This window comes from Streptomyces sp. NPDC107538 (genome assembly GCF_055657445.1).
The window spans coordinates 128,285-153,027 of record NZ_JBVKAY010000013.1; the positions used below are offsets into that span (position 1 = coordinate 128,285).

Genomic DNA, 24,743 nt, shown 5'->3' on the forward strand with positions numbered 1-24,743 from the left:
CGTCCTGAGGGGCGTTCGCGGGGTTTCGGGATGCTTTGTTCATGCCGCACGCCCGGGAGCCGTCTCAAGGCCGTTGACGACCGCGCGGCGGGCGTAGGTCTCGGGGACGCCCACGGCGACGGCGGCGGCCACGACCGCGTCCCCGAGAGCGGCCAGTCCGCACGGTCCCGGGCAGGCGGTGTGTTGGGCGGCGAGGAACCGGGCGACGCCGAACGCCTGTGATCCGGCGCCGGATTCGGTGCGGGCCCGTACGAGGGCGAGGCCGCGTTCGAGACCGGTGCGGACGTAGCGCTCGGTGTGGCGGCACCCGGTGGCGACGCTGCGGTCCCACGGGGTGCGGTTGGGAAGGGAAGAGGCCACCTCCCTCGGGGCGGGGGTGGTCTCTTCCTTCACCAGCAGCGCGCGCACGGCCGCCGGGAGGACGGCCATGCGGCCGGTTCCGGGTCCGAGCCAACGGGCGTACTGCATGAGCGACTTGACGTCGACACCGGGCCGGACCGCGTTCGCGGACGGCATGGCGCCCCGGTAGAGCCAGTGCTCACCGCGGGTCGTCGACACCGTGCGGGTGGCGGGCAGGGTCTCGCGGGCCCATGCGACGGCCGCCGCGTCGTCCAGGTCGACGACCGTCAGCCCCGCCCCGCCGGGGTGGTAGGCGACGGTCACCGCCTCACGCCACACCGGCGCCCACACGGGCGAGGTGAGGGTGTGTGGGTCGGTGGTCGCTGCGGCCCACGCGTGGCACGGCGCCGGGCATCGGCAGGGGCCCGGCGTCTTCATGTTCGGCCGACCGCCGCACCGGGGCGGGGTGCCCGCGCAGGTGCGGCAGTTGCCGAACGGGACCTTGCCCGCCCGCAGGGGCAGGACCGGGACACCCACCGCCGCGAGGGCGAGGGCGATCCTCAGGGGTTCGGGCGTCGCGTTCGTGCCGGGCAGGACTCGCCCCGTTCGGGTGGCAGAGGTCAAGGCACCCTCGCCGGAGACGCGCGGTTGGGTCATGCTGTAGGTCTCCTGTTCTGCAACGTCGGGATGAGGAGACCGTGGGCGGCGGGTTGTCCTTGTCCGGGAGCCGCCGCCCACGGGCGTAGCTAGAAGGGCGGTTCGTCGCTGTAGCCGCCGGGGCCCCAGGGGTCGCGGCCGTTGTCAAGGCGGCGCAGCCATCGGGGCCGGTTCGGGAGCGGCAGCAGTACCACGCCCCATGCCGTCCAGCAGGGGCAGGGCTCCCAATGGGTGCCCTCGTACTCGCCGTCGTAGTGGTTGCCGTAGTCGTGCGGGATGCCGCCCACGCCGTCACAGTCGCGGCAGTCGGGGCGGGGGGTGTCGGTGAGGATGAGCGCGTTGCGGGGCAGCACGGCGCGCTGGATACGCAGTCGCATCACGGGCGTTGGCTCCTGTCAGCCGTAGAACTTGTTCCGCTTGATCACGGCCTTGCGGATGTGGACCGTCGTCCCGCCCCGGTGACTGCCCGCGCTGAACACCTGCACGGCGATCCATCCGCCGAAGACGACGCCAGCGAGGATGACGAGCTGGGTCACCAGCGCGGTCAGAGCGGTGACGAACGCGGTGAGCATGAGCAGTCCGCCGCACACAGCGAGGAACCCGACGCCCCCGAGCGCGATGTTCACCGCCGTGCGGGACACAACCGGCTTGTGCGCGACCGGTTCGGGCTTGACCGGCTCAACGGCGTAACCGGTGACGACCCGGCCGTCGGGGAGGACGACACTCGCCACGGCCGGGACGGTGCCCGGCCGCATGGGCATGAGCGGGGTGGGGGTGTGGACTTCGACGGCCGCCGTCTCGTGTCCGGCGGTCCGGCCGTACGCGGTGGGTTTGTTCACGGTGTTGGTCTCCCTTCTAGCGGCCGGCGTCGGCGAGTGCGCCGGTGACGGCGGTGACGAGCTGGTTGACGGTGTCGCTCGCGTCGGTGCCGGCGAGGTAGAAGCCGAAGAGCGCGACGACGACGGCCGCGCCGGCGCCGACGGCCTTGAAGCGCAACAGCAGCGCGACACCGACGGCGAGCAAGAGAACGAGCGAGATGGTGATGTCCACGGGGCCTCCGGGGCGGGTCTCAGCGGGTGCCGGCGCGGTAGGTGCGCGCGGCGCGGTTGTAGATCCAGCGGCCGACGCGTATGCGCTTGCCGGTGGCGTCGCAGCGGCGGCAGTCCCGGCCGCGCCGGGTCTTGCCCTTGCGGTCGGTCTTGAAGCCGTGACCCATGCCGTCGCACTTGCGACAGTCCCCGAACGGGCTCAGCCAGCACTTGACCACGTAACCAAGAGTGACGAACAGGAGGAATGCGGTAGCGAGCACTGCAAGGCTCATCAGGGGCCTCTCAGAGGGGGTTGAGGGGGTTTTCGCAGGTCGGCCGCTACGTGCTAGCGACCTGATCAGGGGCGGTTTGGGTCGCTAGCAGGGTTGCTACCGGTAGCGACGTCCGCCGCTACCGGTAGCAGGCTGTGAGACCTATCCGGCGTCCCTCTTTTGGTTGCGGTGCATAATCGCGGCGGCAATGTCGTCGCGCTTGATGCCGCGCTTGTTGACCTGTTCGCCGTCGATGCGCCGGCTGATCTGCCCGGTGCCGATCCCGAACGGCTTGAGTGCGGCGGTGAGCGCTTCCGCCTTGGGCTTGGCCTCCAGCTCCGCCCACGGCCCGTAGACCTCCGGGCGCAGGTCGGCGAGCCGGTCCACGACCGTTTCGGACCACACCTTGGCCTCGCCCTTGCCGAGCACGGCCGCGACGTCGTCGAGGATCGTCGCGGACGTCTCCGGTGCCGGGGCCTCGCCGGCCGCGTCGCCGGACAGGGTGCCCTCGGCCTCGCGCAGGGCGGCGGCGCGGGTCAGGATGCGGTCGGCGTCGCGGCCGTCGGCGAGGTAGGTCCGCACGATCCCGGAGTCGTCCGACATGCCCTTGAGCAGACCCACGCCCTTGTGGGACTTGAGCAGCTTGGACGCGTCCAGCCCCTCCGAGTACGAGCCCGCACCGAGGATGGTGTCCGAGACCTGGTAGGCGCCGACCCGCAGGGCGAACCGGGCCTGATGCTGGTCACGCAGCTCCGACGGGCACGCCTTGTCGTCCGGTTTCTGCGTCGCCGTCATCACCGAGACACCCACTGCGGGCGCGACCCGGGCGAGGTAGACCATCAGGGACAGGATCTCCTTGCCGTGCTCGGGGTGGGTCAGGTACTCCTGCACCTCGTCCACCACGAACAGCGTGAGCGGCATGTTGAGCTTCTTGTCCCGGCTGATCTCCGGGGTGAGCTTGCCCTCGGGGCAGACGTGCAGCGGCAGTTCGGAGAGCCGGTGGTAGCGGTCTTCGACGTCCGCCTTGAGTTCCCGCAGCGAGGTCAGCAGGTGCGAGACGGGGTCGAACCCATTCTTCGGCACGATGCCGAACCCGATGCGGTGCGCGACCTTGGCGAACGTGCGCCAGTCCGGCGACGCCTTTCCGTCGAACACGTACAGCCGGACGTACGGGTCCAACGCGGCGGCGAGCGCGATCGTGCGGGCTGAGAACGTCTTGCCCTGACGCGGCACGGCACCGACCAGCAGCGACAGCCACAACATCGTGGCCATGACCGGGTTGCCCCGCTCGTCGACACCCCACGGGAACGGCTTCCAGAAGTCCACCCGCGTCGCCCCCAATAGCGGGGACTTGCCCGACGGCACGGCGAGCGGGTCACGGTCGGCGATCCAGTACGACACCCGCCGCCCGCTCGTCTCGTCCTTGTCGAGGAAGAGCTGAGTGGGGGCAATGTCCATACCGGACGCGAGACGCGCGTGGGCCTTCATCGCGTCCTCGAACGTCTTGCCGTATGGCAGATCCACCACCACGCGCCAGCCGTCGCCGTCCCGGCCGATCGGCCGGGGGAACGCGATGGTCTGGTCCCGGGTGGTCAGGCCGGATGCGTCGTGTGCGCGGATGACGATGTCGGAGGACAGCTTGCGCTTGCGGAACGTCACCTTGGCCATGTCGATCAGCGGCCGGTCCGCCGGCGCCCCGACCACACCGAGGGTGGTGGTCAGCGTCGCCACGGCCAGCATGAGCAGCCACGACGGCGCCATGACGTACAGGGTCAGCGCGGCGGCCAGCCCGACGAAACCGGCGATCGTCGCCACGATCCCCCGCAGCCGGACACGGTCGTTGCGCTGCCGCGACAGCTTCAGGTACTCCGCCGCGTCTTCGTTCGCCACGGACGCCAGCCGCAGTGCCTTGCCCTCCGCGTCGAACACCCACCGGCCGATCGCGGTCGACCACCGCCACGCGCCGCGCGGCGAGTAGGCGCAGATCTTCGGTGTGTAGACCAGCGGCAGCCGCACGGCGTGGTAGCCGGCCACGGCGGAGTAGTGCCGGACGGCCCACTTGCGGACGGCCGTGCGCTGGTCAGGGAGCTTCATCCAGTCCGGCAGTACCGGCATCCGGGCCTTGTCCTTGGCCTCCATCCACTCCGCGACCGAGGGCGGGTAGACCTCGCGCGGCGGGTCGACCGGCGCCCCCTCGCTCAGGCCGTCGGCCTCGGGGTCGTCGGTGTCGGGGAGTTCGGCCTCCCACTCCCCCGGCTTCACCACACCCTCGCTCAGGATGGTCGGGTCGGGGTCGGTCTTCTTCTTCAGCGGGAACGGCACGATGTCGGCCGTCGGCTGTTCGGTGCCTTCCGGGTCCCTGGCGGGCGGGAAGGCGGTGGTTTCCGTCACGATGTACGCACTCCTTCGGGAGTCGAAGGGTCCGGCCGGCTTGCTGTGGAAGGTCGGGCGGCCGGACCCGGTGCAGTGATGGTGAGGGCTCTACTGGGCGGTAAGGGATACAGTCCGTATCCCTTCGCGGAGGGGTACGGTTTGTACCCCTCGCAGGTCACGCAGCGCGCTGTTCCTCGGGATAGGCGCAGGGCACGCACGATCCGAGCGTGGGAGGGATGACGTATCCGGCGTCCCGGTGGCACTCGGGGCAGGTGCGGCGGGCGCGCATCATCGCGGCGTGGGCCCGCCACCGGCCCGGCGTCATCGGCCGGACCGGTTTGGCGAGGTCGACGCGGTACAGGTAGGCCACCAGCGGAGGACGGCCCCGCCGCCGGGGGCGTTCGAGCTGGGCGGCGACTTCCTGACCGCCGGTCCGCAGGTCACGGGCCCGCAGTTGGCGGCGGGTGGCGTAGCCGTCCGGGGCGAGGTGCCACCGGAAGACCGGCAGCGTGCTCATGCCGCGCCACGCCGTCCGGGTCGACGACCGGCCACCGATTCGAGCAGTCGCCCGAGACGGGCCCGGCGAGGACCGGACCGCCCCGAGCGCTTGGCCGCGTACATGGCCTCATCGGCGCGCCGCAGCAGCGCGGACAGGTCCTCGCCCGGGTGGTCGGCGGCCCGTACCCACCCCAGAGACACGGTGGTGTGCACGTCGGGGGCGGTGTCGACCGGCCGGGCGAGGACGCGGGCGAGGGTGTGCAACCGGTCGGCCATCGTGCCGTCGCGGTCGACGACGACGGCGGCGAATTCGTCCCCTCCGAGTCGTCCCGCCACCCCGCCGGGGGTGGTGCCGTGGGCGAGGCGGGTGGCGACCGTGGCGAGCAGCACGTCACCGGCCGCGTGCCCGTGGGTGTCGTTGATCTGCTTGAAGTGGTCGACGTCCGCCAGCACGACCACGGCGCGCGGGTCGCGCAGCAGGCGGCAGGCCCGACGGGTGAACGCATCCCGCGTCCACAACCCGGTGAGCGGGTCACGGCGGGCGGTGGTCAGCCGGTTGTGCAGCCACCGGGCATGTATCGCCCACCCGATGACAGGCGGCACGGCCGCCAAGAGCGCGGTGAGAGTGCTCACGGAGTCACCGCCCCGGTGGCGCGTTCGGCGAGCAGGGCGTCACGCAGCATGCGGGCGTTCGTCGGCGAGGTGCGCAGGGCCCGGCGGATGCCCTCCCCGGTCACCTCAGCGTCCGTCCATCCGGCCGTCGTCTTCCGCGCTTCCGCCATGAGTTGATCGGGAGTGCGGCGGGTGCGGGTCGACTTGGCGGCGACCGGGACACGGCCTGTCGCCCGACGCGGCGCGGTCGACGCGGCCGGGACCGAGCGGGCGGGCACCGGGGCGATCGGGACCGGCTTCACCACCGGGACGACGGCGGGCATCGGCTTCACGCCAGTGCCCGACTTTCCCAGGTCGACGGGCGCAGGGTCGGGGACGGGAAGCCGCGTCAGGACGACGGTCGCCGGGGTCGATACAGGCAGGTCAGAGGTAGACCGTTCTCGACTATTTCCGGACGATTCCTCCGCATTCGTGACTGCCGGAGGGATCGGGGCGGTGGTGCCGAACATCGAGGCGAGAGCCGCGTCCGCGCCGTCGCTGATCCGGTCGCGCTGGACATCCAGCAGCCTCGATCCGAGCGCCGCGTCCCCGACCCCGACCCTGCGGGCCAGTCGCCACGACGCCCGATCGGACCGCTTCCGCACCCGGCTCACCGGGTGGTGGGCGGCGCGCGCCCGGTGGTAGGCGAGAGCCTGGACGACGTCGGCGGTGCGCCGCTCGTTCTCCGCGTCGCGGCCGTCGATGTGGACGACGATGCGGCGGGCGAGGAACGCCATGCCCTCCGCAGAGACGGACATGCCCATCGGGGTCAGCGCGTAGACGACCGTGCGGCCCGGGTCCGGCGCGGCCATGGCACCCATGACGGCGGCGGCGGCCGGCAACGCCCACAGCCCCGCCCGCACGACGCGCGGCGAGGACTGGCCCAGCATGGTCAGCCCCAGCAACACCAGGGCGAGCACGGCTGTGGCGCCCTCACCGGCACCGAGAGCACCGAGCGCGGTCCCGGTGCCGTAGGCGTGCCCGATGTTGCTGTACGTACCGATACCGCCGACCACCCCCGTGGCCAGCATCGGCACGAACGCGGCCGACAGCACACCGATCTGAACCCTCGTCAGAGGCTTGCGGGTCTCGCTCATGCCAATTCCCCCGTCCACTCACGCACCCGCAGACCGGCGATCAACTCAACCGGCGCGTCGAAACCCGCCTGGTCCTCGCTCCACTCCCACTCCGCACCGTCAACCGGCTCGAACCCGAGCTGCGCGAGCGCCGACAACCGGGCCGCGAGCGAGGGCGCATCCGTGACAGCGAAGTCGTGCTCAGGCCACGCGTCCGTCGTGCCCAGCACCCCCACGAACACCCGCCACCGGCCCGTCACGGACGACACCGACAGCACCGCCTGATACGAACGGCTCCCGCTCACAGCGCACCCCCCACCACAGCGATCACGACCGCGAGGACGAGCAGCGCGCCGCCCGCACAGGTGAGGTCGATGGCGCGACGCAGACCGGTGAACTTGGCCACCGCCAGCCGGGACAGACCCGCGATGTCCGCGCTGACATCGACCTCGGCGAGCGTGGCCGTGATCTCCTCGGCGGTGAGCGTCGCCCACAGCGGGAAACCGTGACGGCCCCGAAGGTTCGGCCGCACCGACCACAGCAGGACACCCGCTGCAACGGCCAGCAGCACCATCCCGGCCCCGCCCACGATGTACGCGGCCAGGTTCAGCGGGGCGTCCTTGGCGACCGTCCACGCACCGGCCAGCACCGCACCGATGAACGCCAGCAGCAGACCGGTCTTCGTGTCCGTCCGCGCGATCTCCGCCTTCACCTCGGCGTGCGCGGCCGTCAGGTTCTGAGTCACGTTGCTCATGCCGCTTCCCCCGTCCCCGACCGGTGGCCGCGAACGGAACGCAGGAACGGCACCGTACGGGTCAGCGCGTCGGCGTACAGGGCGTCCCAACCGGCGATCTCGTCACCGGCCTCGCCCATCGCGACCAGGTCGGCGAGGACGTCACGGGCCGCGTCCTCACGGGCCGTACGCTCACCGTCCGTCTCGAACTCAAGCGGGCCCCGGAACAGGTCGACGTCGATACCGAGCGCCAGTTCCGCGAACTCCGAATCGCCGAACGCCTCCTGTCCGGCGACGAAAGTGCGCATACGCATGGTGGATCTCTCCTCTGACTACGTCGGGATAGGGCGACCGGGCGGCGCGTTGTCCTTGTCCGGGAGTGCGCCGCACCGGCAATGAGGGCCAACGCCGCAGGAAGCGGCGGGCCAAGAGCCCCGGGCGAGATTCGATCTCGCGCCCTCGCGGCTGACTGCCGGGGCGGGTAGTGCAGATGTCCCCCTTCGGAAACACGAGCTTCCGTTGTAGGCGTAGGGGGACGTTGGCCTTTCGGCCTTGCCCTCCGGTTGACCAGGGGTCCGGGTCCCTCGGCCCGCTCTGTCCCGGGCCCCTTGTCGTGCGCTCGATCGGTCGCCGAAGCGACTAGACCGAGAGGAACATGTATTACGTGTTCCTCATCTTGCAGAGGGAGGTTCGCCCCGTCAAGCCCTTCGGCTGTTTGGAGTTCGCGCACCCCTCGCGCTCGATGTACCTACGGAGTGGTGCCGACGACGGCGACGCTCGACTTCGCACCTGTACGACCTGGGTCGTCCTTGGCTAGCGTGAAGTCGTACCAAGTCGTCCCGAGTGAGCGGAGGTTGGACGTGGCGAACGAGCGACTGCGCGGCGCGATAGTCGACTTGGGCCTGACCCTCGATGAGGTTGCCGAGCGTCTCGGTGTCGCGGCCAAGACGGTCGAACGCTGGATCAACGAGCCTGACCGCAAGCCATATCGCCGCTTCCAGTACGCGACGGCCTCACTTCTGAAGTGCGAAGTCTCGTACCTCTGGCCGGATGAACGGACATCGGCCGAAGTGACTGCTACCGGCAATGCGGAGTTGGTCAGGCTGTATCCGCACCGGTCCGTCGTGATGCAGACCCTATGGACGAACCTGTACTCCAAGGCAACCCGCCAGTTTGACCTACTGGTGTACTCCGGTTTCTGGCTCACCGAGGACGCGACGTTTCACCGCATCGTGAAGGAGAAGGCAGCCGACGGGGTACCCATCCGCTTCATGCTGGGCGAGCCCACGTCGCCGGCCGTGACCGCACGCGGTGAGGACGAAGGGATCGGCGCGGCGATGGCGGGCAAGATTCGAAACGCCCTCATCAACTACGGCCCGCTCTTCGGCCTCCCCGGTGTCGAGTTCCGTTTGCACGGCACCACGCTCTACAACTCGATCTACCGGGCCGATGATGAGATGTTGGCGAACGGTCACCTCTACGGGGTCGGCGCCTACATGGCTCCCGTGCTCCATCTGCGACGCGTCCCCGGCGGTGAACTCTTCGACGCCTACGCTGAGAGCGTCGAAAAGGTGTGGCAGTCAGCCCGCCCGATCTCGTCACCCACCGATGGGGGAGGCACACACTGATGAGTCGGATTGACTACTTCCGCGACCCGAACGCCCCTGAGGCCAACTCGGTGGTCCCGTCGGTGACGGCGGTTGTCCGGGACGATGCGGGGCGGTTGTTGCTCATCCACAAGACCGACAATGACCTTTGGGCCCTGCCCGGTGGTGGCCACGACATCGGCGAGCGCATCGCGGACACAGTCGTTCGTGAGGTCCGGGAAGAGACCGGTATCGACGTTGAGGTCGACAACGTCATCGGTCTCTACACCGACCCCGAGCACGTGTTGGCGTACGACGACGGCGAGGTCCGGCAACAGTTCTCCATCTGCTTCCGGGCCCACCCGGTCGGCGGCTGCCTGCGAACAAGCAGCGAATCGAAAGAGGTCCGCTGGATTGATCCGGCGGACCTTGACGGGCTGGACATCCACCCTTCGATGATGCTGCGTATCCGGCACGGTCTCGATGCCGCGCGGCAAGAGCCCTACATCGGCTGACCGCCAACGGAGACGTCTGCCATCCGGTCCCCGACGCGCTTCGACGCGGCATGAATCTCGGGGGCCGCGCGCTGGATGAACCGCCCGACGATCGTGTCCGGGCCGTACCGCTGCACGATCTCGTCTAGCCGCTCAGCCGGGGTCGTCTGTGTCCCGTCCGGCGTCGTGGTCATGTCGCAGTAGAGCAAGGCGTCGACCAGGTCCGAGCGCTCTAGCTCGAACTCGCCCTCAAGTTCTTGCCGAAGTCCGCGTTCCTCCGCTTCCAGCAAGGCACAGGAGTGATGCGCCACAAGACGAACAACCCGTTCGTCCGCGCCTTCCTGACCCCTGAGGAACCGAGCACCGTCCAAGGGGTGGAAGCCCGTCGCGGCAATGGCCGGCGAGTATCCGATGTCATGCAGCACGGCGGCGGCTTCCAACAGCTCCGCATCGTCTCCCAGGATCGGGCGCAGGGAGCGAGCGCGCTTGGCGACCCCGAGTGAGTGATCCCACCGGCGCGGGAGCGGATCGGAAAGCAGCGATTCAGAGAGCGTGTACGCCCACTCAGTCAGTCCCATGGCGGCCAAGACTACGGCCGGCTGGTGGAAGCCGGGAGGGCGCGCACAGTCCGCCCCTTGCCGTGCACAGTGGCGAGCAAGCCGTTTCCCTCCATCTGAGCGAGAACCCGACGCACGGCGGTCCGGGACGCTCCGAACCGCTCACACAGCTTCGCTTCGGACGGGTACGTGTCCCCCACTGAGAGTGAATCCTCTTTGATCACGTCCGCCATGCGCTCCGCCAGCGATCGACGGTCGCCCTCTCGGACCACTCGCCACCCGACACCGGGAGCGGACTCGACAACCCCGTCAGCTTCGAGAACCTTGAGCGCGCGGCGGATCGTGTTCCGGGAGACGCTGTGCGAGTCCATCAGGTCGGCTTCTGACGGCAAAGTACCGCTAGCGGACTCTGTCTGAATCTCGTTGCGCAGCGTCTCTGCAATGACTAGGTACGTACCTCGCGGACTGCCCTGCGGCACGTGGGCTCCCCTTCCTCGGCCTCGGCGGTGGCCCGATGTCCACTCAATGGCAACAAGTGTTGCACTACCGTGCGACCGGCCGATGGTCTCGCCTTCCCACCCTCACTCGGCACCGTTCGTTGTCCTGGTCTTTGTCCAGTGCGCCGACGGCCGCCACAGTTCACCGCCGTACGCGCCCCTGTTCTGACCTGCCCGGCGAACTCCCACGAACGCCCCCGGACGACCCTGCGGACAGTTGGAAAGCGTGTTGGGGGCAACCCCTCACGAGTTCGAATCTCGTATCCTCCGCCAGTGCCTCACCGGGCACGATGTCGAAGGGCCCCACCGTTCGCGGTGGGGCCCTTCGACGTGCGTGGTTGCAGTTCGGGTTGCATCGTCGGCTTGTACTCGTCGGGCTGGGCCCGGCGGGGAGGTGGTGCGGGCTCTGTCTTCGTACGCCATCCGCGGATCATGGAACTGCGCCATCCTTGGCGTTGGCGCCGAAGCGGCTTCGGCCCGTCTGTGACGTTTTCTGTCTGTCGAGGTGCACCCTCATGAAGTCCCGATCGACGCTGGCGACCTGGCTGAGCGAACTCGACCGTTCCCGCCTGGCAGGCGTCCTCGCCCTGCGGAAGGACGCGGCCTCCTCTCCGGAACCACGCTCGGTGGGGGAACTGGCGGACCGTCTCCAGCGTCCGGGGTCCGTGGCGCTCGTCCTGCCGCGACTAACGCTGCCGTGCTTGCAGGTCGCCGAGGCGCTGGCGGCCCTGGGGGCACGAGCGACCCGGGACAGCCTCGCGGAGTTGCTCGGCTCGACCTCCCCTGCGGCGGTACGCGCGCTGGACGCGACCCTGGAGGCGCTTTCGGATCGGGCGCTCGTGTGGCACGACGGCAGCAGGGCACTCCGCATGCCTACGCCCTTGCGGCAGGCGTGGAGCACGCCCCTGGGACTTGATGCCCCGCTGGAAGAGCTGCTGGCCGGCACCACCTCGGAGGAACTGCGCGGCATGCTGGCGGTCCTGGGTATCAAGCCACCCGGGACCAAGCAACAGCGGCTCGCGGCTCTGGTGGAGCATCACAGTGACGCGGAGCGGATCGCCGCGCTGGTGGCGGGGGCACCGGCGGCCACACGGAAGTTGCTTGAGCAGAGCGCCAGGTCCACTCCGCGTCAGTCACGGTTCGCCGTGGTCGGGGGTCTTGGACTCGATCTCCCACCAGGCGCCCGTTGGGCACTCGACCGCGGGCTTCTGCTCCAGGACCGTCACCGGTACGGGCCCGTCCGGATGCCGGTCGAGGTGGCCTTGGCTCTGCGGGGCCCCGATTGGCACGCGCCGTTTGAACCCCTGCCGCCCGTCCCACAGTTGGTGCCCATCACCTCGGCGGAGGTGGAGCGGGAGGCCGCGGTGGCCGCCACCGCGTTCGCGGCCCAGGCAGCCTCCGTCCTTTCGGCGTGCGCGACCGCTCCACCGGCCCGGCTGAAGTCGGGCGGGATCGGCGCGCGTGAACTGGCCCGGCTCGGCAAGGCCGCCCAAGCGGACGACGCCGTCGTACGCATCGCCCTGGAGACCGCCTATGCCGCCGGACTGCTGGCGCGTGACGGCGATCGCGTAGCTCCCACCGAGGCGTACGACGCCTGGGCCGAGCAGGAGCCCGCAGAACAACTCGCCGTTCTGCTCCGGGCATGGCGGGACCTGCCGCTCACCCCCACCCGGGCGCGCGACGAGGACAACAAGGCGCTTCCCGCGCTCGCCGGTGCGCCTGACTGCGGCGGCTGTCTGCAGGCCCGCAACGGGCTGCTCACCGCGGCGGCGGGGCTCCCGACAGGACAGGGCGTGAAGGCCGCTTCGGAGCTGGGGCCGCTCGTGGCCTGGCACCGTCCGCTCGCCGACGATGCCTCGCCCCAGGACACGGCACCGTTCAGCACCTTGATCCGCGAAGGCGAACTGCTCGGCGTGCTGGCACGGGGTGCGCTGTCCCCGCTCGGTGCCCACCTGGCGGCCCACGCCGACGAAGAGCTCGGCATCACGGCCCGGCGGCTGCTGCCCCCCGCGACCACGACCGCCCGGATCGGCGCCGACCTCACCGCCGTCGTCACCGGCACCCCCTCCGCGCGACTCGCGGCACTGCTGGATGCGATGGCCGACCGGGAGACCAGTGGTACGGCGTCGGTGTGGCGCTTCAGTGCCGGCAGTATCCGCCGGGCCCTGGACGCCGGCCGCACCCCGGACGACATCACAGCCGACCTGGCAGCCGGCTCCGCCACGGCCCTGCCACAGCCGCTGACCTATCTCATCGCCGACACCGCGCGCGGTCATGGACGGGTGCGCATCGCCCCCGCGGCCTGTGTCATCCACGGCGACGAACCCGCGCTCCTGGCCGAACTCGCCGCCCACCGCGCGCTGTCCAAGCTCTCCCTGCGGCAGCTCGCCCCCACGGTCCTGGTCAGCGGCAGCCCACCGGCGACGACTCTCGCCACGCTCCGTGCCGCGGGCTACGCCCCGGTCGCCGAGACCGCCGGGGGAACGGTACGCATCGAGAAGCACCTGCCGCAGAGGGCCACCGCCGTCCCGCCCCCGCGAGGAAACGTCGGGCGGCGCGGCCCCCGGACCACCGCGACCCGCGCCTCGGACGTGCCCACCGACACCGGGATGGACGCCCTGGCCGACCTCCTGCTCAAGGCCCCGCCCATTGCACCGGAACCCGACCCGTTCGGCAGCGGGGTGCCTTTCGCGACGGACACCGAGGAGATCGTCGCCGGATACGCGAAGCACCTGTCGTACAGCGACGTCCGCCAGGTCGCCCATGCCATCGACACCGGTGCGGCCATCACGGTCGAGTACATCGCCACCTCGGGCAACCGGACCGTACGCACCCTCAGCGACCTGGAACTCGACCCGCCCTACCTCGACGCCTGGTGCCACCTGCGCGAAGCGGAACGCGTCTTCACTCTCTCCCGCATCCATGGCGTGATGCCCGCGTAGGGCTGACGGCCACGCCGGGTGCCCGTGGGTGCGCCCCTGCGGACACCTTGCGAGATATACTTGAACCCACATTTGATATCAGGGAGAGAGACACTCATGAGTCGAACCGTCATCGACCTGGACGACGACCTGGTCGCGGACGTGGCCAAAGCCCTCGGGACGAGCACCAAGAAGGAGACCGTCAACACCGCTCTTCGCGAGGTGCTGGAGAGTCGGCGTCGCGCCCTGGCTCTCGCCCGGCTACGGACCGCGGCCGGGGACGGCGCATTCGATCTGGAGCTGTTCGAGAGCAAGGGGAACTACCGCCGGTGAACGCGGCCCAGTTCCTGATCGACACCAGCGCGCTCGCTCGGTTCATGGGCGAGGACGCGGAGCAGTACGGCTGGGACCAGGCGGCAGCCGCCGGGCTCATCGCCACCTGCCCGATCACCGAGCTTGAGTTCTTCCACAGCGCCCGGTCGGCCGCCGACAGGGCGCGCGGCATCGAGGACATGCGACTGATCTTCGGTTGGGTTCCCGTCGACGACCGCGCCTACGACCGCGCCTGGCAGGTCCAGGAAGCTCTCACCAAACAGGGAAAGCATCGCAGTGCGGGTGCGGTGGATCTCGTCGTCGCCGCGACGGCCGAGTTGCAGGGGCTCACCCTCCTGCACCGCGACCACGACTTCGCCCGCATCGCGGCAGTGACCGGCCAGGCTCTCCAGTGGTACGGCCCGGAGAGCGGTAAATAGGCGGCGATGGTTGCGGTTTTCGCCGAACCCCTGGACGAACACGTGGAAAGCGTGTTGGGGGCAACCCCTCACGAGTTCGAATCTCGTATCCTCCGCAGTCGCCTGACCAGGCGAGACGAAGACCCCGGACCGCTCGGCGGCCGGGGTCTTCTGTGTGCCCTGGTCTCAGGTCTGGTCTCAGGTCTGGTCTCATTTGCTTCCGGTGTTAAAGACATTTCGCACACTGTGGCCGTCCATGTTCGATCCGGTGTGCACGCTGCCGTGCCCGACCGCCCGGGCGCGGCCGACTCGGAGATCCGTACTCGGCCGCGGGCTGCCACCTCTACGTAGTACAGCCGCGGCTGATATCGGGTTCCCGCGAGTACTCCGAGTGCGGCGCTCCGCCCCCATCGCCCTCCGCCTACCGGGCGTTCCGGCTGTTCAGGCGGGGGTGCACGTCACTCCGCTGCGCCCCTTGGGCGGACTGAACCCGCGTTCAATGCCGAAGGGGTGCCATCATACATACACGTATGTATGATGGCACCATGCGCAAAACCGCTGAAGAAGCCGCCCAGACCCGTGCCGCCCTCCTGGAAGCAGCCCTGTTCGTCTTCGCCGAGCAAGGACTCGCCTCGGCGAGGCTGGCTGACGTGGCACAGCGGGCGGGTCTGACACGCGGCGCGCTGTACTACCACTTCGCGGACAAGTCCGTTCTCCACGCCGCGGTCATGGCCCACTCATGGGCCACAGTGTCGGAACCGGTGTGGGGAATTCTGGACTCGGAAGCGCCGCTTGACGAGCGGCTGCGCAGATTTCTCACGATGTGGCTGCGCCGCTTGCGCCATGACGCGCACTTCCGCGCCCTGCTGACGCTGACGCTCGACGGCTCGTACGACTCCGCCGGACTGTCCGAGGGACGCGCCGCGAAGGCGTCCGGCCTGGCCGACTGGCAGCGCCGCCTCGAGGCCGTCTTCGTCGGGCACGCGGCCGACGCGAAGGACCGCCGGGGTGCCGTCAGCGGCAGGGCCACAGCGGGCGAACCGACCGCCCCGGCCCAGGCCGCCGCGAGCATGCTGGCCTGGCTGTGCGGTACCGCGCTCCTGGCGGCGACGGATCCGGCACTTCTGCCTCCGGACGACGCCACGGGCGTCGCCCCTATCCTCAGAGGACTCCTGTCATGACTGAACTCCGCACGGGTACCCGACCGGGGGCCGCCGTCACGGTCACCGCTCTGGCACTCGGCGTCGACATGTTCCTGTACGGCGCCATCGTCCCGCTGTTGCCCGGATTACCCGCCGTTGACGGGTCCCCCCTGGCAGCCGGTGCGCTCTTCGCCGTCTACGCGACCGCACTCCTCGCGGCCACCCCGTTCATCGGTGTCTGGGTCGACCGGCGCGGGCCACGCGCCCCGATGCTCGCCGGACTGCTGGGGCTGACCGCCGCGACCGTCCTGTTCGCCTGGGCGGTCGAACTCGACGGCACCTCAGGACTCACCCTGCTGCTCCTGGCGCGTGCCGCACAGGGCATCGCCGCCGCCGTCTCCTGGACCGCAGGACTCGCCCTGGTCGCGGCGACCCACGAACCCGCCCAGCGCGGCCGTGCCATGGGACTCGCACTGTCCGCGACCGGCGTGGGTGTCCTGCTGGGTCCCGCTGTCGGCGGCCTGCTCAGCGATGCGTGGGGCCCGCGCGCGCCGTTTCTCGTCATCGCCGCACTCGCCGCGGGTGACGCCGTGGCCCGTGTCCTGCTCATCGGCGAGACATCCGCGCCCGAGACACGCACTCCGTACCGTGTCGTCCTACGCGGCCCTCGCGTTCCCCTGCTGATCGCGCTCGCGGGTCTCGGCGCCGCGGCGATCGCCTTCCCGGAGCCGGTACTGCCGCTGCATCTCGACGAGCTCGGCCTCGGCACGACGGGCATCGGCCTCGTCTTCGCCGCCGCGGCCCTGGGCGGCAGCCTTGCCGCCCCGATCGCCGGACTCCTCACGGACCGGACCGGGGCGACCCGGATCGCGGCCGCAGGCGCGCTCGTCGCCGCTGTCGGTTTCTTCCTCGCCGGCCGTGACTCGACGTTCTGGTCCGTGTCCGGTCTCGTCGTGGTGGGCTTTGGTGCCCAGCTCGTGCTCGCACCCACCCTGGTGCTCATCGGAACGCTCGCCGAGCACACCCAGCCGGCCTCCTACGGCGCGGCGTACGCCGTCTACAGCCTGGCCTACACCGGTGGTCTGGCGGTGGCTCCGCTCCTGGCCGGAGCCGCGGCGAAGGCGTTCGGCGTCCCCACGACGACGCTGGTCGTCTCCGGTCTCGCGTTCGCCATCATGCTGCTTCTGCTGCTGCGGCGGGATCAGCCCGCGGCCCCGCCGGCCGGATCCTCGGAAGTGACCCGGTCCGGCTTCACCACGGACGCGTAGTACCCCACGTTGTGGCCGAACCCGCGGTGGACCGTGCGCAGCAGCTCACGGTCCACCGGGAGGCCTTGCTGCGGGCGCGAGACCATCACACAGCGCGGACACGGAGCCTCGATCCGCACCACCGCGTCGCCGAGCCGCAGTTCCCGCCCCGTCCAGTCCTCGTCCGCCTCGGCGGGGCCGTCCACCACGAGGTTGGGCCGCAGCCGGCGTACGTCGACGGGCCGGCCCAGCGCGGCGGCGAGCGCGTCGAGCGTGCCGGTGGTGACGAGATGGATGGGGTACGCGTCGAAGTAACTGCCCGGGATGGTCTGGAACTCCGCGATCGCGGGCGGCAGTTGCGACAGATCAGGCAGCTCGCCCAGCTCCGTCACCCCGAACAGCCCGGTCAGATAGCCGGTCACGTCCTCGGGATAGACCCGTACGTAGTGCTCACGCCGGTCCTCGGGCAGCCGCGGCCACAGCGTCACGTCGGCGCTCAGGTACGCGGTCAGCGCGTCGTGCACGCCGCTGTCCTCGGAGGTGACCGCCCGCAGTCCGGGCGGCCGCAGCTCGACAGGGGGCGCGGACTCGCCGGGGGCGGGCGGGCGCGTGTACCGCACCGCGATGTCGAGAAGAGCGGGCAGTGAGCGCGCGTCGGTGAGGCACGCTCGTTTCTCGTCTCTGACCGCCCAGCACCGGTCGCCGACGAGTCCGTCGGCGGTCAGTTCACAGCTTGCGAGGCGTTCGCCCGCCATGCTCTTGACGGGGTAGCGCCAGATCTCCCGCAGGGCAACCCTCTCGATGTGTCCGCTCGCCATCACGCAGATCCCTCTCAGTGGTCGCCGGTGCCTATGTACCGCTGTGCCGCCCACCGCAGTTGACGGAGTGTCACGTCCATGAGCCGGTCCGGGTAGCGCGCGCTCTCCTTCGGGTCGAGGCCCGCGATCTCGTATCCGCAGAGACGCTCGGTGATGCCGCGTCCGCTCTGCACCGCCCGGTGGTACTGGATGACCAGCCGTTCCCTCGCGGACTCCAGCAGTTCGGCGGCGAACTCGCCCCGCGCCAGGGTCCCGAGGACGGCCCGGGTCTCGGCCCTGACCTCCTCCAGCGCGTCCGGTGCGCAGCCGGCGACCACCAGCCCGTAGCCGCCGCTCGCGAACTCCCGGCTGAACGCGGCCAAGGAGTAGGTGAGTGCCCGCTCCCTCCGCAGCCGCCGGTCGAGCAGTCCTTCCCTGCCGCCGAGTACCGCCCAGGCCAGATGCAGGGCGGCCTTGTCGGGGCTGCCGAGGCACACCCCGGGTGTCCCGAGCAGGTGGTACGCGAGCTCGGGGCCCGCCCGCAGTGAGACCGTCACCGGCTCCTGAACGACGGAAGACCGCCCGCCGGAAGGCTCCGTGCCGGACGAGCGCGGCGCGGCGGACGGTCCCGTTCGTGGGCCCGGCCCCTCGGCCGCGACGAGTGCGGCCAGTCTCCGCGGCTGCCCCGCGTCCGGCTGGGAGAGCGCGAGCACCGGCGGGGCCGCGGTCAGGAGCCCGGCGGAGAGCCGTGCCGCGTCGTCCGGCCCGCAGGAACGCAGGAACGCGCTGCGCTCGTCATGTCCGACTCCGTACCTGTGTGCGGGACCGAACAGTGCCCCGCGGACGCCGTCGGACCATCGTTCGTCGGTTCCGTCTCGTGCCAGGCACTCCGCTCTCACCCGGGCGAACGCGGGCTCCGGGTCGGCTGCCCCGGTGAACCAGCCCGGTACCGCGTCGAGCGCCCGGCGATCACGGTGCAGAGCCTCCACTGTGACCCCGGCGTAGTCCGCGGTGGTCACAGGCTCCACGCGGACCGCCGCCCCGGACCGCCGCGCGGCACGGGCCACCGCGCGGGCCCAGCAGGCGGAGAGCAGCGGCGCCGCGAGGACGGTCGTACGGTCTCGGGCCGCGGTCAGCGGCAGGGCGAGCGTGAGCGCGGCCAGCTCGCCGGACTCCGCACGCCCGCCGATGACGACCGCCCCGTCGGCCGCGTGGATCCGTTCGAGGGCAACCGGGGGGACGAGACCGATGCGCGGTGTCATGAGGTGTGCCCCACGCGCGTGATCCGTCCGACACTCCGCTCCCACAGCTCGATCAGGGCCGCGACCTCGCCGGCCGTCACCGGCACGGACGGCCGCGTGCCGCCGCCCGCCGCCCGTGCGGCCGCCGTCTCCAGGTCGTCCCTCGCACGCAGTTCGGGTATCAGCGCCTCGACGCGCAGCCAGCTGTCCCCGTCCGCGTCCAGCAGTCGGCTCCGCGCGTCCCTGAGCGCGCCGCGCACCACGTGCAGGGCGGTGTCCGTATCCGGGGCGGAGACCATGACCCACACGCACGTCCACCCCCGCAGTTCCAGCGACCGGACGTCGAGCCCGCCCACCGCTCGCACGGCCCAGCGGGCGAGCTCCTCGCAGGTACGCGGATCCTCGGCGGAGGCGCCGGCCTCGGTGTACGCGGTCCCGGTGACGGTGAAGGCAAGCCCGACGGCCCGGCCGACCGGGCCCGCCGAGGCGGGCAGTTCCAGGCAGACGCCCTCCACCGCCGGTGTCGCGTACTGCCGGACGGACGGTGGCGGCACGTCCTGCTCCAGGAACCCGTGCGGCCACCTGTCCGCCGTGTCGGTCAGCAGCTCGGCGGCCCGGTCCGCGACGACCACAGCCGTGGCGTGCGCGGGACGGTACCGGTCGGCGTGGAACACCCTCACCCGCTCCGGGGTGAGGGCGTCCAGCACCTCCTGGTCGCCGAGCGGGGAGTGTGCGTAGGAGGTGCCGGACCACAGCGCGGACAGCAGTGCCTCCTGGAGTCGCCGGCGGACGTCCGCGCCCCGTTGGACGGTCTCCCGTCGGATCGCGGCCAGTTCGGCGGCGAGTACCGCGGAGGACACCCGCAGTTCGTCGAAGGCGGCGGCGAGCGTGTCCACGGCCCGGGCGACGTCGACGCGGCGGACGAGGACGCTGTAGCCGGTGTGCTCGCGCCCGGTCCGCGCATCGACGAGGGCGCCGTGGCCCACCCGCCCGCCGGCCATCGGACAGCGCACGACCAGGTGTTCCACTACGTGCGCCAGTCCGCGTTCACCGGGCCGCTCGTCGGCGCTGCCCACCCGCACGTTCAGCCGTACGCCGGCGAGCTGTGTGCCCGGACGGTTCACGGCGCGAAGTTCCGGACCGCCTCGGAGCCGCGGCAGGGCGGCGTTCACGAACGTCACTGTCCGGGAAGGGCGACGGCTTCGGCGGGGGTCAGCGTCACGAGGGTCTGGGCGAGCAGCCGGCCCTTCTCGTCCGTCGCGATGACGACCCAGTCGCCGGGCGCCAGCCGCGGGTTGTCGTCCAGCGGCATGTCGAGCCGCACGAGGGGCTCCTCGGATGTGCACATCAACTCCTCGGTGTGCACCAGACCTGCCGCCTCCCAGGCCAGGTTGATCCGTTCGGGCCCTTCCGGCCCGTCCAGGCCGATGGTCCAGCGCGCCACCCGGCGCCCGGCGTCGTCGTGTGCCGTCGCCAGCGCGGCCGTGCTCAGCCGCAGGGGTGAGACGTACTGCTCGGTGAAGGCGTACGGCACATGGCGGCCGTGCCGGTCGAAGACGACGGCGTGCGCGGCGATCAGCCGGTTCTCGCTGTCGTACACGGACGCGTGGCAGTAGTCCCGGTCCTGGCCTTCGGGGAGGAGGACCAGCAGTTCGGAGGTGGCGGCCGGGTGTTCGGACGACAGGGCGTGCATCCTCATGCGGCACTCCTCCCTGTCCACGAAGAAGAACTTGTGCGTCACCACCGTTTCCGACAGGAGGTTCACCGCGCTGCTGGTGAAGCTGAGTTTGACTCCGCCGCCCACCGGTTCGGCGGTGATCTCGCAGGTCACCGGGCTTGTCTCCGGCGCAAGTTGCCGGCTCGACATCCGGGTGGCGAAGACCGCGGCGATGTCGGCGCTGTCCGCGAAGTCCGCGTTGCGCACGACGGACATGGACGGGGTGGCGATGAACGAGGCGGGCATCATGGGCTCCTTCACGGACACCGTGCTCACGGCAGGGGGTGCGGGTAGGGGTTGTCCGGCGCGGAGGTGAAGCCCAGGCGGGCCACGACCTCGCGCAGCCTGCTGCCACCGAGCATCCGGCAGCCGTGGATACCGGCGAGATGCTGGAGGCCGGGCACCAGGACACGTACGACGTGGACACCGAGGCGGCGGGTGTCCGGGGTCGTCAGGTCGACCGCGTACACGGGATGTCCGGCCGTCCGCAGTTCCGCCACCAGGGCGTCCAACTGTTCGTCGGGCCCGGTCCGCTCCTCGTACGCGGGTCGCTGCGGACGTGTGCACACGGGCGGCAGCGTGGGGTGGACGAGGTAGCCGGCCTCCTCACGCAGAGCCGGGTACTTCGTGTACAGGACGGCATGCTTGTTGAAGTCGTCGACGTCGGAGAAATCCTCGGCCACGTCCCAGTCCTTGTACTGCCGCAGCAACCGTCGGACGTAGGTGAGCCCCTGCGCGGCCTCCAGGAACGCCTTCTCCACCGCCTTGACGGGTGATGTCCGGCAGGCGCTTCCGAAGGACATGACGCGGTCGGCTCCACTGCCGTGCTCCATCACCGCGACCACGGACGTGGGGGACAGATCGAGCGACAGGTCGTAGAAGCGCACCCGCCACGACGTGGCCCGTCCGATCAGGTACGACACCCGGGAGGAGGCCGCGACGACCTCGCCGGCCACCGGGCGCGGGGGCAACCGGTGCAGCCAGGATATGGCCAGGGCGTCCCGCTCCAGGATCTCGCAGAGGCCGCCGAGGACCGCCTGCCGGTACGAGGGACCGGCGGCCAGGCCGGTGGAGATGGAGGGGGCGATGGAGTCCTCCCCCACCGCTCTGCGGTAGTGCATGAAGACCTGTGAGGCCGGCACCAGCACCGTGTCCGAGGTCGTCAGGTCCGTGGCACGCGTCCAGCGGACCGGGGTGTCGGCCTCGAAGGGGACGAAGGGAAAGCCGGGCGTCGCGTACTGCTCGGCGGCGAAGAGCGCGAACCGGCCGGGTTCGACGGCGGGTTCGCCGAGAGCGTTCCAAGGGGCGAGCCGCAGTTCCGACGGGCGATAGAAACCGGCGGCGTAGCGTTCCAGCGACTCCCCGAGGGTCGCGCTCAGGGCCTCGCCCTTGGAGAATCCGGCGCCGCCGTTGCGGGTGACCCGCATGGGCGTTTTGATGAGCGAGAAGTCGGCCGAGGTGCTGCCGCTGAGGTAGACGGGCGGGCCGCTCTCGGCCCGGCGCACGCTGGCCGCGTGGACGATGCCGACAAGGTCGTCCTCGGCGTTCGCGAGTGTGCCGGTGACGGTGGTGTCCTCTCGCGAACCTCCCCTGCAGGATGGGCAGTTGGGAACGACGGACAGATGGTGCTCGGTCCGGTCGGGGACGGCGGGGTCGTACCACAGCAGCGTGTCGTCGGCGGGTGCCGGGCCGGCCTCCAGGCCTGCGATCCGGCCGCCGACGGTCCCGGCGAGCCGCGCCGACGTCCAGGGCGGCACCTCGTGCTCGTACGGCCGTCCGTCGACGGCCGCGAGGTGGCGCATGTACGCGCGCCAGGTGGGACCGTGCACCGAGTTCGAGCTGACACGGATGCGCAGGCACTCGTGGCAGGCGGCGGCCCGGCCCGGTGTCCACAGAGGTCCGACGAAGGTCACGCCGGCCATGGCCGCTCCGTACACCAGATGCGGTCGGCCGGCGCGTACACAGAGTTCCGCGGCCCGGGCCGTACGCGGGTCGAAGAGCGAGGCGGTGGCGATGACCACCAGCGAGGGAGGCGGGCCGCCCGTGGCGGCGAGGTGCGCTTCGAGGTCGCTGTCCTCGGCGAGGGTGCGGACCACCGGTCCCGGGCCGGCCTCCACGACCGCGGTGAGCTGCCGGGTCAGCGCGGCGGGCCCGAGGAGACGGAGGCCGCCCCCGCCGTCACCCGGGGGATCCGGCGGTGGCGGCAGCGGCGGGGTCGAGGACGCCTCGGCGAGCCGCTCGGCCAGCCGGAGCAGGCCGGAGCCCTTGATCCGGCGTACCTCCGAGGCGGTCTCCACGAAGCCGGTCTCGTCGTTCAGCGGGTGGACGCGCATGTCCTCGGCGAGCGGCACCGAGGTGTCGATGTCCGTCATCGGGCGGCCTCCCTCGGACCGAGCAGGGTCAGGTAGAGGACCGCGTCGTCGATGCCGTCCACCCCCACCAGGTCGTTGAAGTAGTCGTCGACGAAGGCGATCATCGGGTGGGCGACGAGCCCGAGCGCGGTGGCGGTCAGCACGACGCTCTGGGCGAGGTGCCCGCAGTCCAGGAGGACGGTTCTGTAACCGCGTTCCCGGTACTTCCACTGGTTGCGGCGGAAGGCACCCGTGTAGACGACCATCGCGGCGGCCTGGTCGGCCCTCCCCTGGTAGCCGGTCTGGCCGGTGACCTCTGCCCAGGAGCGGTCGGAGCGGACGAGTTGCAGGACCCGTCGGCCGGGGTGCAGGTAGTACAGGCCGGGCTCGATGCCGGTGACCCGGTTGACGAGCAGGAACAGGTCGCAGGAGTAGAGTCCGCCCGCCGAGGGTGTGGCACGCAGCGGCAACCGGATGTCCTGGCCGGCCAGACCGCTGCCGGTGGTCCCGTAGGACAGGTCCAACAGGTGGGCAAGCTGGTCACGGGTGAGGGCGTCCCCGCCCATGGGCGCCCAGGAGCGGCGCCGGCGCACGCACCGGTCGAGCGGTACGAGTTCCGGGGCGGCCTGGGGCGTGAGGTCATAGGTGCGGGCGGTGTCCCGGAAGTCGCGATAGGCGCGGCCGATGAGCCGGCGCGCGGCGGGAGCCATGTCGTTGACGTCCACGGTCGGCAGCGTGCCGAAGGCGGTGCGCATCTTCGAGTTCTCGTGGAAGATCCGGCTCAGCCGCACGTCGTCGGGCTCGTAGGTGAGGGAGAGCTGACGCGGAGCGAGGGGCCGCTGCGGAGTCCGTACTTCGTGCGGTGCGGGCGACGCCGCGTCGGGTCCGTCGGCGGTGTCTTCGGTGATGCGGCAGGCGACGACGACGGTGGCGGAGTCCTCGGGGCTGAGGACGCGTACACGAGCCCGTAGGCCGCTCCGTTCGAGCGCCGCGCGCAGCAGGGCCGGTTCGGCGTCGGGGGCGGGACCGGTGTCGAGCTCCGCGTAAGCGATCTCGCCGACCGCGGCGGGCTCAAGGTGCTCAGGGGGCTCGGCGGACCCGGCGAGGTCCGCTGCCGGGCCGGGTTCGGCGCCCGGGTCCGTGACAGCGGCTGTCGCTCGGTCCGCGTCGGTCGCGCGGCTCCGGTTCGTCGCGCGGTTTCCGTCCGTCTCGGGATGGTTCAGCGTGGCCTCGACGTACTCACGCAGGACGGCGTGCACGGCCCGCCGGGTGCCGCGTCTCAGGTCGAGGTCGCACACCACCGCGTGCAGAGTGCGTCCCAGGCGGTCCAGGCGCAGTCGTGCGCCGATGACCGGAACCGAGGCCGACTCCCCGAGCAGATAACAGCTGACACGGACACCGGTTCCGCGCAGCGCGGACTCGGCGGGCTCACAGTCGCTGATCCGTATCCGCTCGACCGGATCCCTGTCACGTACGCGGTGGGCCAGTTCGGTGTAGATCGCCTGGGCCACGGCTTCCTCACGGCTCGCTCCGGCCCCCGCGGTGGCCTTCATCCCCGCCCGCGCGAGCCTCAGTCGGGCGGCGCCCGCCGCGAGCAGGAGGGCGGCACCGGTACGGTCGGCCGCCACGGCGGTGTCGAGGACGGGGATGCCGGCGGCGGTGAGGTCGAGGCGTTCGGCCGCGTGGGCGGCGGGCACGAGCGCGGCCGCGTGGGCCCGTACGTACAGGGGCAGGGGCAGGGGACGGATCGCGTATCCCTGGCCTGTCACGGCGGCTTCGGTCGAGGCGGAGTCGGTCCCGGCAGAGTTGGCCGGTGCGGTGAGCGTGTCCGTCAC

Annotated in this window: 27 protein-coding genes; 7 read left to right on the top strand and 20 right to left on the bottom strand. The window is 71.0% G+C overall.

Annotated features, from left to right (window positions below; genetic code table 11):
- Positions 1–39: 39 nt before the first annotated feature.
- The 12 genes from ACZ7MG_RS34155 to ACZ7MG_RS34210 form a co-directional block, all read right to left on the bottom strand.
- Entirely contained in the window at positions 40–996 is a 957-nt protein-coding gene (locus ACZ7MG_RS34155) for a bifunctional DNA primase/polymerase (protein WP_471382771.1), read from the bottom strand.
- 89 nt (positions 997–1,085) lie between these two features.
- Entirely contained in the window at positions 1,086–1,376 is a 291-nt protein-coding gene (locus ACZ7MG_RS34160) for a hypothetical protein (protein WP_471382770.1), read from the bottom strand.
- 15 nt (positions 1,377–1,391) lie between these two features.
- Positions 1,392–1,835 (bottom strand): hypothetical protein, encoded by a 444-nt coding sequence (locus ACZ7MG_RS34165; RefSeq protein ID WP_471382769.1) that lies wholly within the window; start codon positions 1,833–1,835, stop codon positions 1,392–1,394.
- Between the two features lie 16 nt (positions 1,836–1,851).
- On the bottom strand, positions 1,852–2,046 hold the full coding sequence (locus tag ACZ7MG_RS34170; RefSeq protein ID WP_360221557.1) for a hypothetical protein: 195 nt from the start codon (positions 2,044–2,046) through the stop codon (positions 1,852–1,854).
- 19 nt (positions 2,047–2,065) lie between these two features.
- Positions 2,066–2,317 carry a hypothetical protein gene (locus ACZ7MG_RS34175; RefSeq protein WP_471382767.1) on the bottom strand — a complete coding sequence of 84 codons (252 nt, stop codon included), beginning with the start codon at positions 2,315–2,317 and terminating at the stop codon, positions 2,066–2,068.
- A 141-nt stretch (positions 2,318–2,458) separates the two neighbouring features.
- Positions 2,459–4,687 carry a cell division protein FtsK gene (locus ACZ7MG_RS34180; RefSeq protein ID WP_471382766.1) on the bottom strand — a complete coding sequence of 743 codons (2,229 nt, stop codon included), beginning with the start codon at positions 4,685–4,687 and terminating at the stop codon, positions 2,459–2,461.
- Between the two features lie 157 nt (positions 4,688–4,844).
- On the bottom strand, positions 4,845–5,186 hold the full coding sequence (locus tag ACZ7MG_RS34185; protein WP_471382765.1) for an RRQRL motif-containing zinc-binding protein: 342 nt from the start codon (positions 5,184–5,186) through the stop codon (positions 4,845–4,847).
- A complete protein-coding gene (locus ACZ7MG_RS34190) occupies positions 5,183–5,800 on the bottom strand; it encodes a GGDEF domain-containing protein (protein WP_471382764.1) in 618 nt (205 codons plus the stop codon). The genes ACZ7MG_RS34185 and ACZ7MG_RS34190 overlap by 4 nt, the downstream gene beginning before the upstream one ends.
- On the bottom strand, positions 5,797–6,915 hold the full coding sequence (locus tag ACZ7MG_RS34195; RefSeq protein ID WP_471382763.1) for a conjugal transfer protein: 1,119 nt from the start codon (positions 6,913–6,915) through the stop codon (positions 5,797–5,799). Before ACZ7MG_RS34195 ends, ACZ7MG_RS34190 begins: the two co-directional genes overlap by 4 nt.
- The gene (locus ACZ7MG_RS34200) at positions 6,912–7,199 is read right to left on the bottom strand and encodes a DUF6303 family protein (protein WP_471382761.1); all 288 of its coding nucleotides are present in this window, start codon (positions 7,197–7,199) and stop codon (positions 6,912–6,914) included. The genes ACZ7MG_RS34195 and ACZ7MG_RS34200 overlap by 4 nt, the downstream gene beginning before the upstream one ends.
- The gene (locus ACZ7MG_RS34205; RefSeq protein ID WP_471382759.1) at positions 7,196–7,648 is read right to left on the bottom strand and encodes a Pycsar system effector family protein; all 453 of its coding nucleotides are present in this window, start codon (positions 7,646–7,648) and stop codon (positions 7,196–7,198) included. Before ACZ7MG_RS34205 ends, ACZ7MG_RS34200 begins: the two co-directional genes overlap by 4 nt.
- Positions 7,645–7,935 (bottom strand): hypothetical protein, encoded by a 291-nt coding sequence (locus ACZ7MG_RS34210; protein ID WP_471382992.1) that lies wholly within the window; start codon positions 7,933–7,935, stop codon positions 7,645–7,647. Before ACZ7MG_RS34210 ends, ACZ7MG_RS34205 begins: the two co-directional genes overlap by 4 nt.
- A gap of 552 nt (positions 7,936–8,487) precedes the next feature.
- On the opposite strand from ACZ7MG_RS34210, the gene ACZ7MG_RS34215 reads away from it, so the two are divergent.
- Positions 8,488–9,255 (top strand): helix-turn-helix domain-containing protein, encoded by a 768-nt coding sequence (locus ACZ7MG_RS34215; protein ID WP_471382757.1) that lies wholly within the window; start codon positions 8,488–8,490, stop codon positions 9,253–9,255.
- On the top strand, positions 9,255–9,728 hold the full coding sequence (locus tag ACZ7MG_RS34220) for an NUDIX domain-containing protein (RefSeq protein ID WP_471382756.1): 474 nt from the start codon (positions 9,255–9,257) through the stop codon (positions 9,726–9,728). The genes ACZ7MG_RS34215 and ACZ7MG_RS34220 overlap by 1 nt, the downstream gene beginning before the upstream one ends.
- Here ACZ7MG_RS34220 and ACZ7MG_RS34225 read toward each other — a convergent pair.
- Positions 9,716–10,285: an HD domain-containing protein gene (locus tag ACZ7MG_RS34225; protein WP_471382755.1), complete on the bottom strand. Its 570-nt coding sequence runs from the start codon at positions 10,283–10,285 to the stop codon at positions 9,716–9,718. The two genes, ACZ7MG_RS34220 and ACZ7MG_RS34225, sit on opposite strands and share 13 nt — an antisense overlap.
- 11 nt (positions 10,286–10,296) lie before the next feature.
- Positions 10,297–10,743 (bottom strand): winged helix-turn-helix domain-containing protein, encoded by a 447-nt coding sequence (locus tag ACZ7MG_RS34230; RefSeq protein WP_471382753.1) that lies wholly within the window; start codon positions 10,741–10,743, stop codon positions 10,297–10,299.
- A 533-nt stretch (positions 10,744–11,276) separates the two neighbouring features.
- On the opposite strand from ACZ7MG_RS34230, the gene ACZ7MG_RS34235 reads away from it, so the two are divergent.
- The 5 genes from ACZ7MG_RS34235 to ACZ7MG_RS34255 all read left to right on the top strand — a co-directional run bounded on the left by ACZ7MG_RS34235 (position 11,277) and on the right by ACZ7MG_RS34255 (position 16,823).
- Positions 11,277–13,703: a helicase-associated domain-containing protein gene (locus tag ACZ7MG_RS34235; protein ID WP_471382752.1), complete on the top strand. Its 2,427-nt coding sequence runs from the start codon at positions 11,277–11,279 to the stop codon at positions 13,701–13,703.
- 96 nt (positions 13,704–13,799) lie between these two features.
- Positions 13,800–14,015 carry a type II toxin-antitoxin system VapB family antitoxin gene (locus tag ACZ7MG_RS34240; protein ID WP_104778971.1) on the top strand — a complete coding sequence of 72 codons (216 nt, stop codon included), beginning with the start codon at positions 13,800–13,802 and terminating at the stop codon, positions 14,013–14,015.
- A complete protein-coding gene (locus tag ACZ7MG_RS34245; RefSeq protein ID WP_471382751.1) occupies positions 14,012–14,434 on the top strand; it encodes a PIN domain-containing protein in 423 nt (140 codons plus the stop codon). The genes ACZ7MG_RS34240 and ACZ7MG_RS34245 overlap by 4 nt, the downstream gene beginning before the upstream one ends.
- A gap of 524 nt (positions 14,435–14,958) precedes the next feature.
- Complete coding sequence (locus ACZ7MG_RS34250; protein WP_471382750.1) at positions 14,959–15,594, top strand: TetR family transcriptional regulator; 636 nt, start codon at positions 14,959–14,961, stop codon at positions 15,592–15,594.
- Complete coding sequence (locus ACZ7MG_RS34255; protein ID WP_471382749.1) at positions 15,591–16,823, top strand: MFS transporter; 1,233 nt, start codon at positions 15,591–15,593, stop codon at positions 16,821–16,823. The genes ACZ7MG_RS34250 and ACZ7MG_RS34255 overlap by 4 nt, the downstream gene beginning before the upstream one ends.
- On the opposite strand, the gene ACZ7MG_RS34260 is transcribed toward ACZ7MG_RS34255, so the two are convergent.
- The 6 genes from ACZ7MG_RS34260 to ACZ7MG_RS34285 are packed head-to-tail and all read right to left on the bottom strand — an operon-like array spanning position 16,757 to position 24,743.
- The gene (locus ACZ7MG_RS34260; RefSeq protein WP_471382748.1) at positions 16,757–17,620 is read right to left on the bottom strand and encodes an MOSC domain-containing protein; all 864 of its coding nucleotides are present in this window, start codon (positions 17,618–17,620) and stop codon (positions 16,757–16,759) included. The two genes, ACZ7MG_RS34255 and ACZ7MG_RS34260, sit on opposite strands and share 67 nt — an antisense overlap.
- A gap of 14 nt (positions 17,621–17,634) precedes the next feature.
- A complete protein-coding gene (locus tag ACZ7MG_RS34265; RefSeq protein ID WP_471382747.1) occupies positions 17,635–18,861 on the bottom strand; it encodes a M16 family metallopeptidase in 1,227 nt (408 codons plus the stop codon).
- Complete coding sequence (locus ACZ7MG_RS34270; protein ID WP_471382745.1) at positions 18,858–19,964, bottom strand: M16 family metallopeptidase; 1,107 nt, start codon at positions 19,962–19,964, stop codon at positions 18,858–18,860. The genes ACZ7MG_RS34265 and ACZ7MG_RS34270 overlap by 4 nt, the downstream gene beginning before the upstream one ends.
- A 53-nt stretch (positions 19,965–20,017) precedes the next feature.
- The gene (locus ACZ7MG_RS34275) at positions 20,018–20,806 is read right to left on the bottom strand and encodes a DUF5944 family protein (protein WP_471382744.1); all 789 of its coding nucleotides are present in this window, start codon (positions 20,804–20,806) and stop codon (positions 20,018–20,020) included.
- A 23-nt stretch (positions 20,807–20,829) separates the two neighbouring features.
- A complete protein-coding gene (locus ACZ7MG_RS34280; protein WP_471382742.1) occupies positions 20,830–22,929 on the bottom strand; it encodes a TOMM precursor leader peptide-binding protein in 2,100 nt (699 codons plus the stop codon).
- Complete coding sequence (locus ACZ7MG_RS34285; protein ID WP_471382740.1) at positions 22,926–24,743, bottom strand: SagB family peptide dehydrogenase; 1,818 nt, start codon at positions 24,741–24,743, stop codon at positions 22,926–22,928. The genes ACZ7MG_RS34280 and ACZ7MG_RS34285 overlap by 4 nt, the downstream gene beginning before the upstream one ends.

Bases quoted from the DNA above. Each gene is read 5' to 3' on its own strand.
- ACZ7MG_RS34195 (WP_471382763.1), bottom strand. From the start codon at position 6,915: ATGAGCGAGACCCGCAAGCCTCTGACGAGGGTTCAGATCGGTGTGCTG.
- ACZ7MG_RS34265 (WP_471382747.1), bottom strand. From the start codon at position 18,861: ATGACACCGCGCATCGGTCTCGTCCCCCCGGTTGCCCTCGAACGGATC.
- ACZ7MG_RS34235 (WP_471382752.1), top strand. From the start codon at position 11,277: ATGAAGTCCCGATCGACGCTGGCGACCTGGCTGAGCGAACTCGACCGT.
- ACZ7MG_RS34210 (WP_471382992.1), bottom strand. From the start codon at position 7,935: ATGCGCACTTTCGTCGCCGGACAGGAGGCGTTCGGCGATTCGGAGTTC.
- ACZ7MG_RS34175 (WP_471382767.1), bottom strand. From the start codon at position 2,317: ATGAGCCTTGCAGTGCTCGCTACCGCATTCCTCCTGTTCGTCACTCTT.
- ACZ7MG_RS34255 (WP_471382749.1), top strand. From the start codon at position 15,591: ATGACTGAACTCCGCACGGGTACCCGACCGGGGGCCGCCGTCACGGTC.
- ACZ7MG_RS34280 (WP_471382742.1), bottom strand. From the start codon at position 22,929: ATGACGGACATCGACACCTCGGTGCCGCTCGCCGAGGACATGCGCGTC.
- ACZ7MG_RS34155 (WP_471382771.1), bottom strand. From the start codon at position 996: ATGACCCAACCGCGCGTCTCCGGCGAGGGTGCCTTGACCTCTGCCACC.
- ACZ7MG_RS34205 (WP_471382759.1), bottom strand. From the start codon at position 7,648: ATGAGCAACGTGACTCAGAACCTGACGGCCGCGCACGCCGAGGTGAAG.
- ACZ7MG_RS34260 (WP_471382748.1), bottom strand. From the start codon at position 17,620: ATGGCGAGCGGACACATCGAGAGGGTTGCCCTGCGGGAGATCTGGCGC.
- ACZ7MG_RS34185 (WP_471382765.1), bottom strand. From the start codon at position 5,186: ATGAGCACGCTGCCGGTCTTCCGGTGGCACCTCGCCCCGGACGGCTAC.
- ACZ7MG_RS34275 (WP_471382744.1), bottom strand. From the start codon at position 20,806: ATGATGCCCGCCTCGTTCATCGCCACCCCGTCCATGTCCGTCGTGCGC.
- ACZ7MG_RS34250 (WP_471382750.1), top strand. From the start codon at position 14,959: ATGCGCAAAACCGCTGAAGAAGCCGCCCAGACCCGTGCCGCCCTCCTG.
- ACZ7MG_RS34225 (WP_471382755.1), bottom strand. From the start codon at position 10,285: ATGGGACTGACTGAGTGGGCGTACACGCTCTCTGAATCGCTGCTTTCC.
- ACZ7MG_RS34220 (WP_471382756.1), top strand. From the start codon at position 9,255: ATGAGTCGGATTGACTACTTCCGCGACCCGAACGCCCCTGAGGCCAAC.
- ACZ7MG_RS34240 (WP_104778971.1), top strand. From the start codon at position 13,800: ATGAGTCGAACCGTCATCGACCTGGACGACGACCTGGTCGCGGACGTG.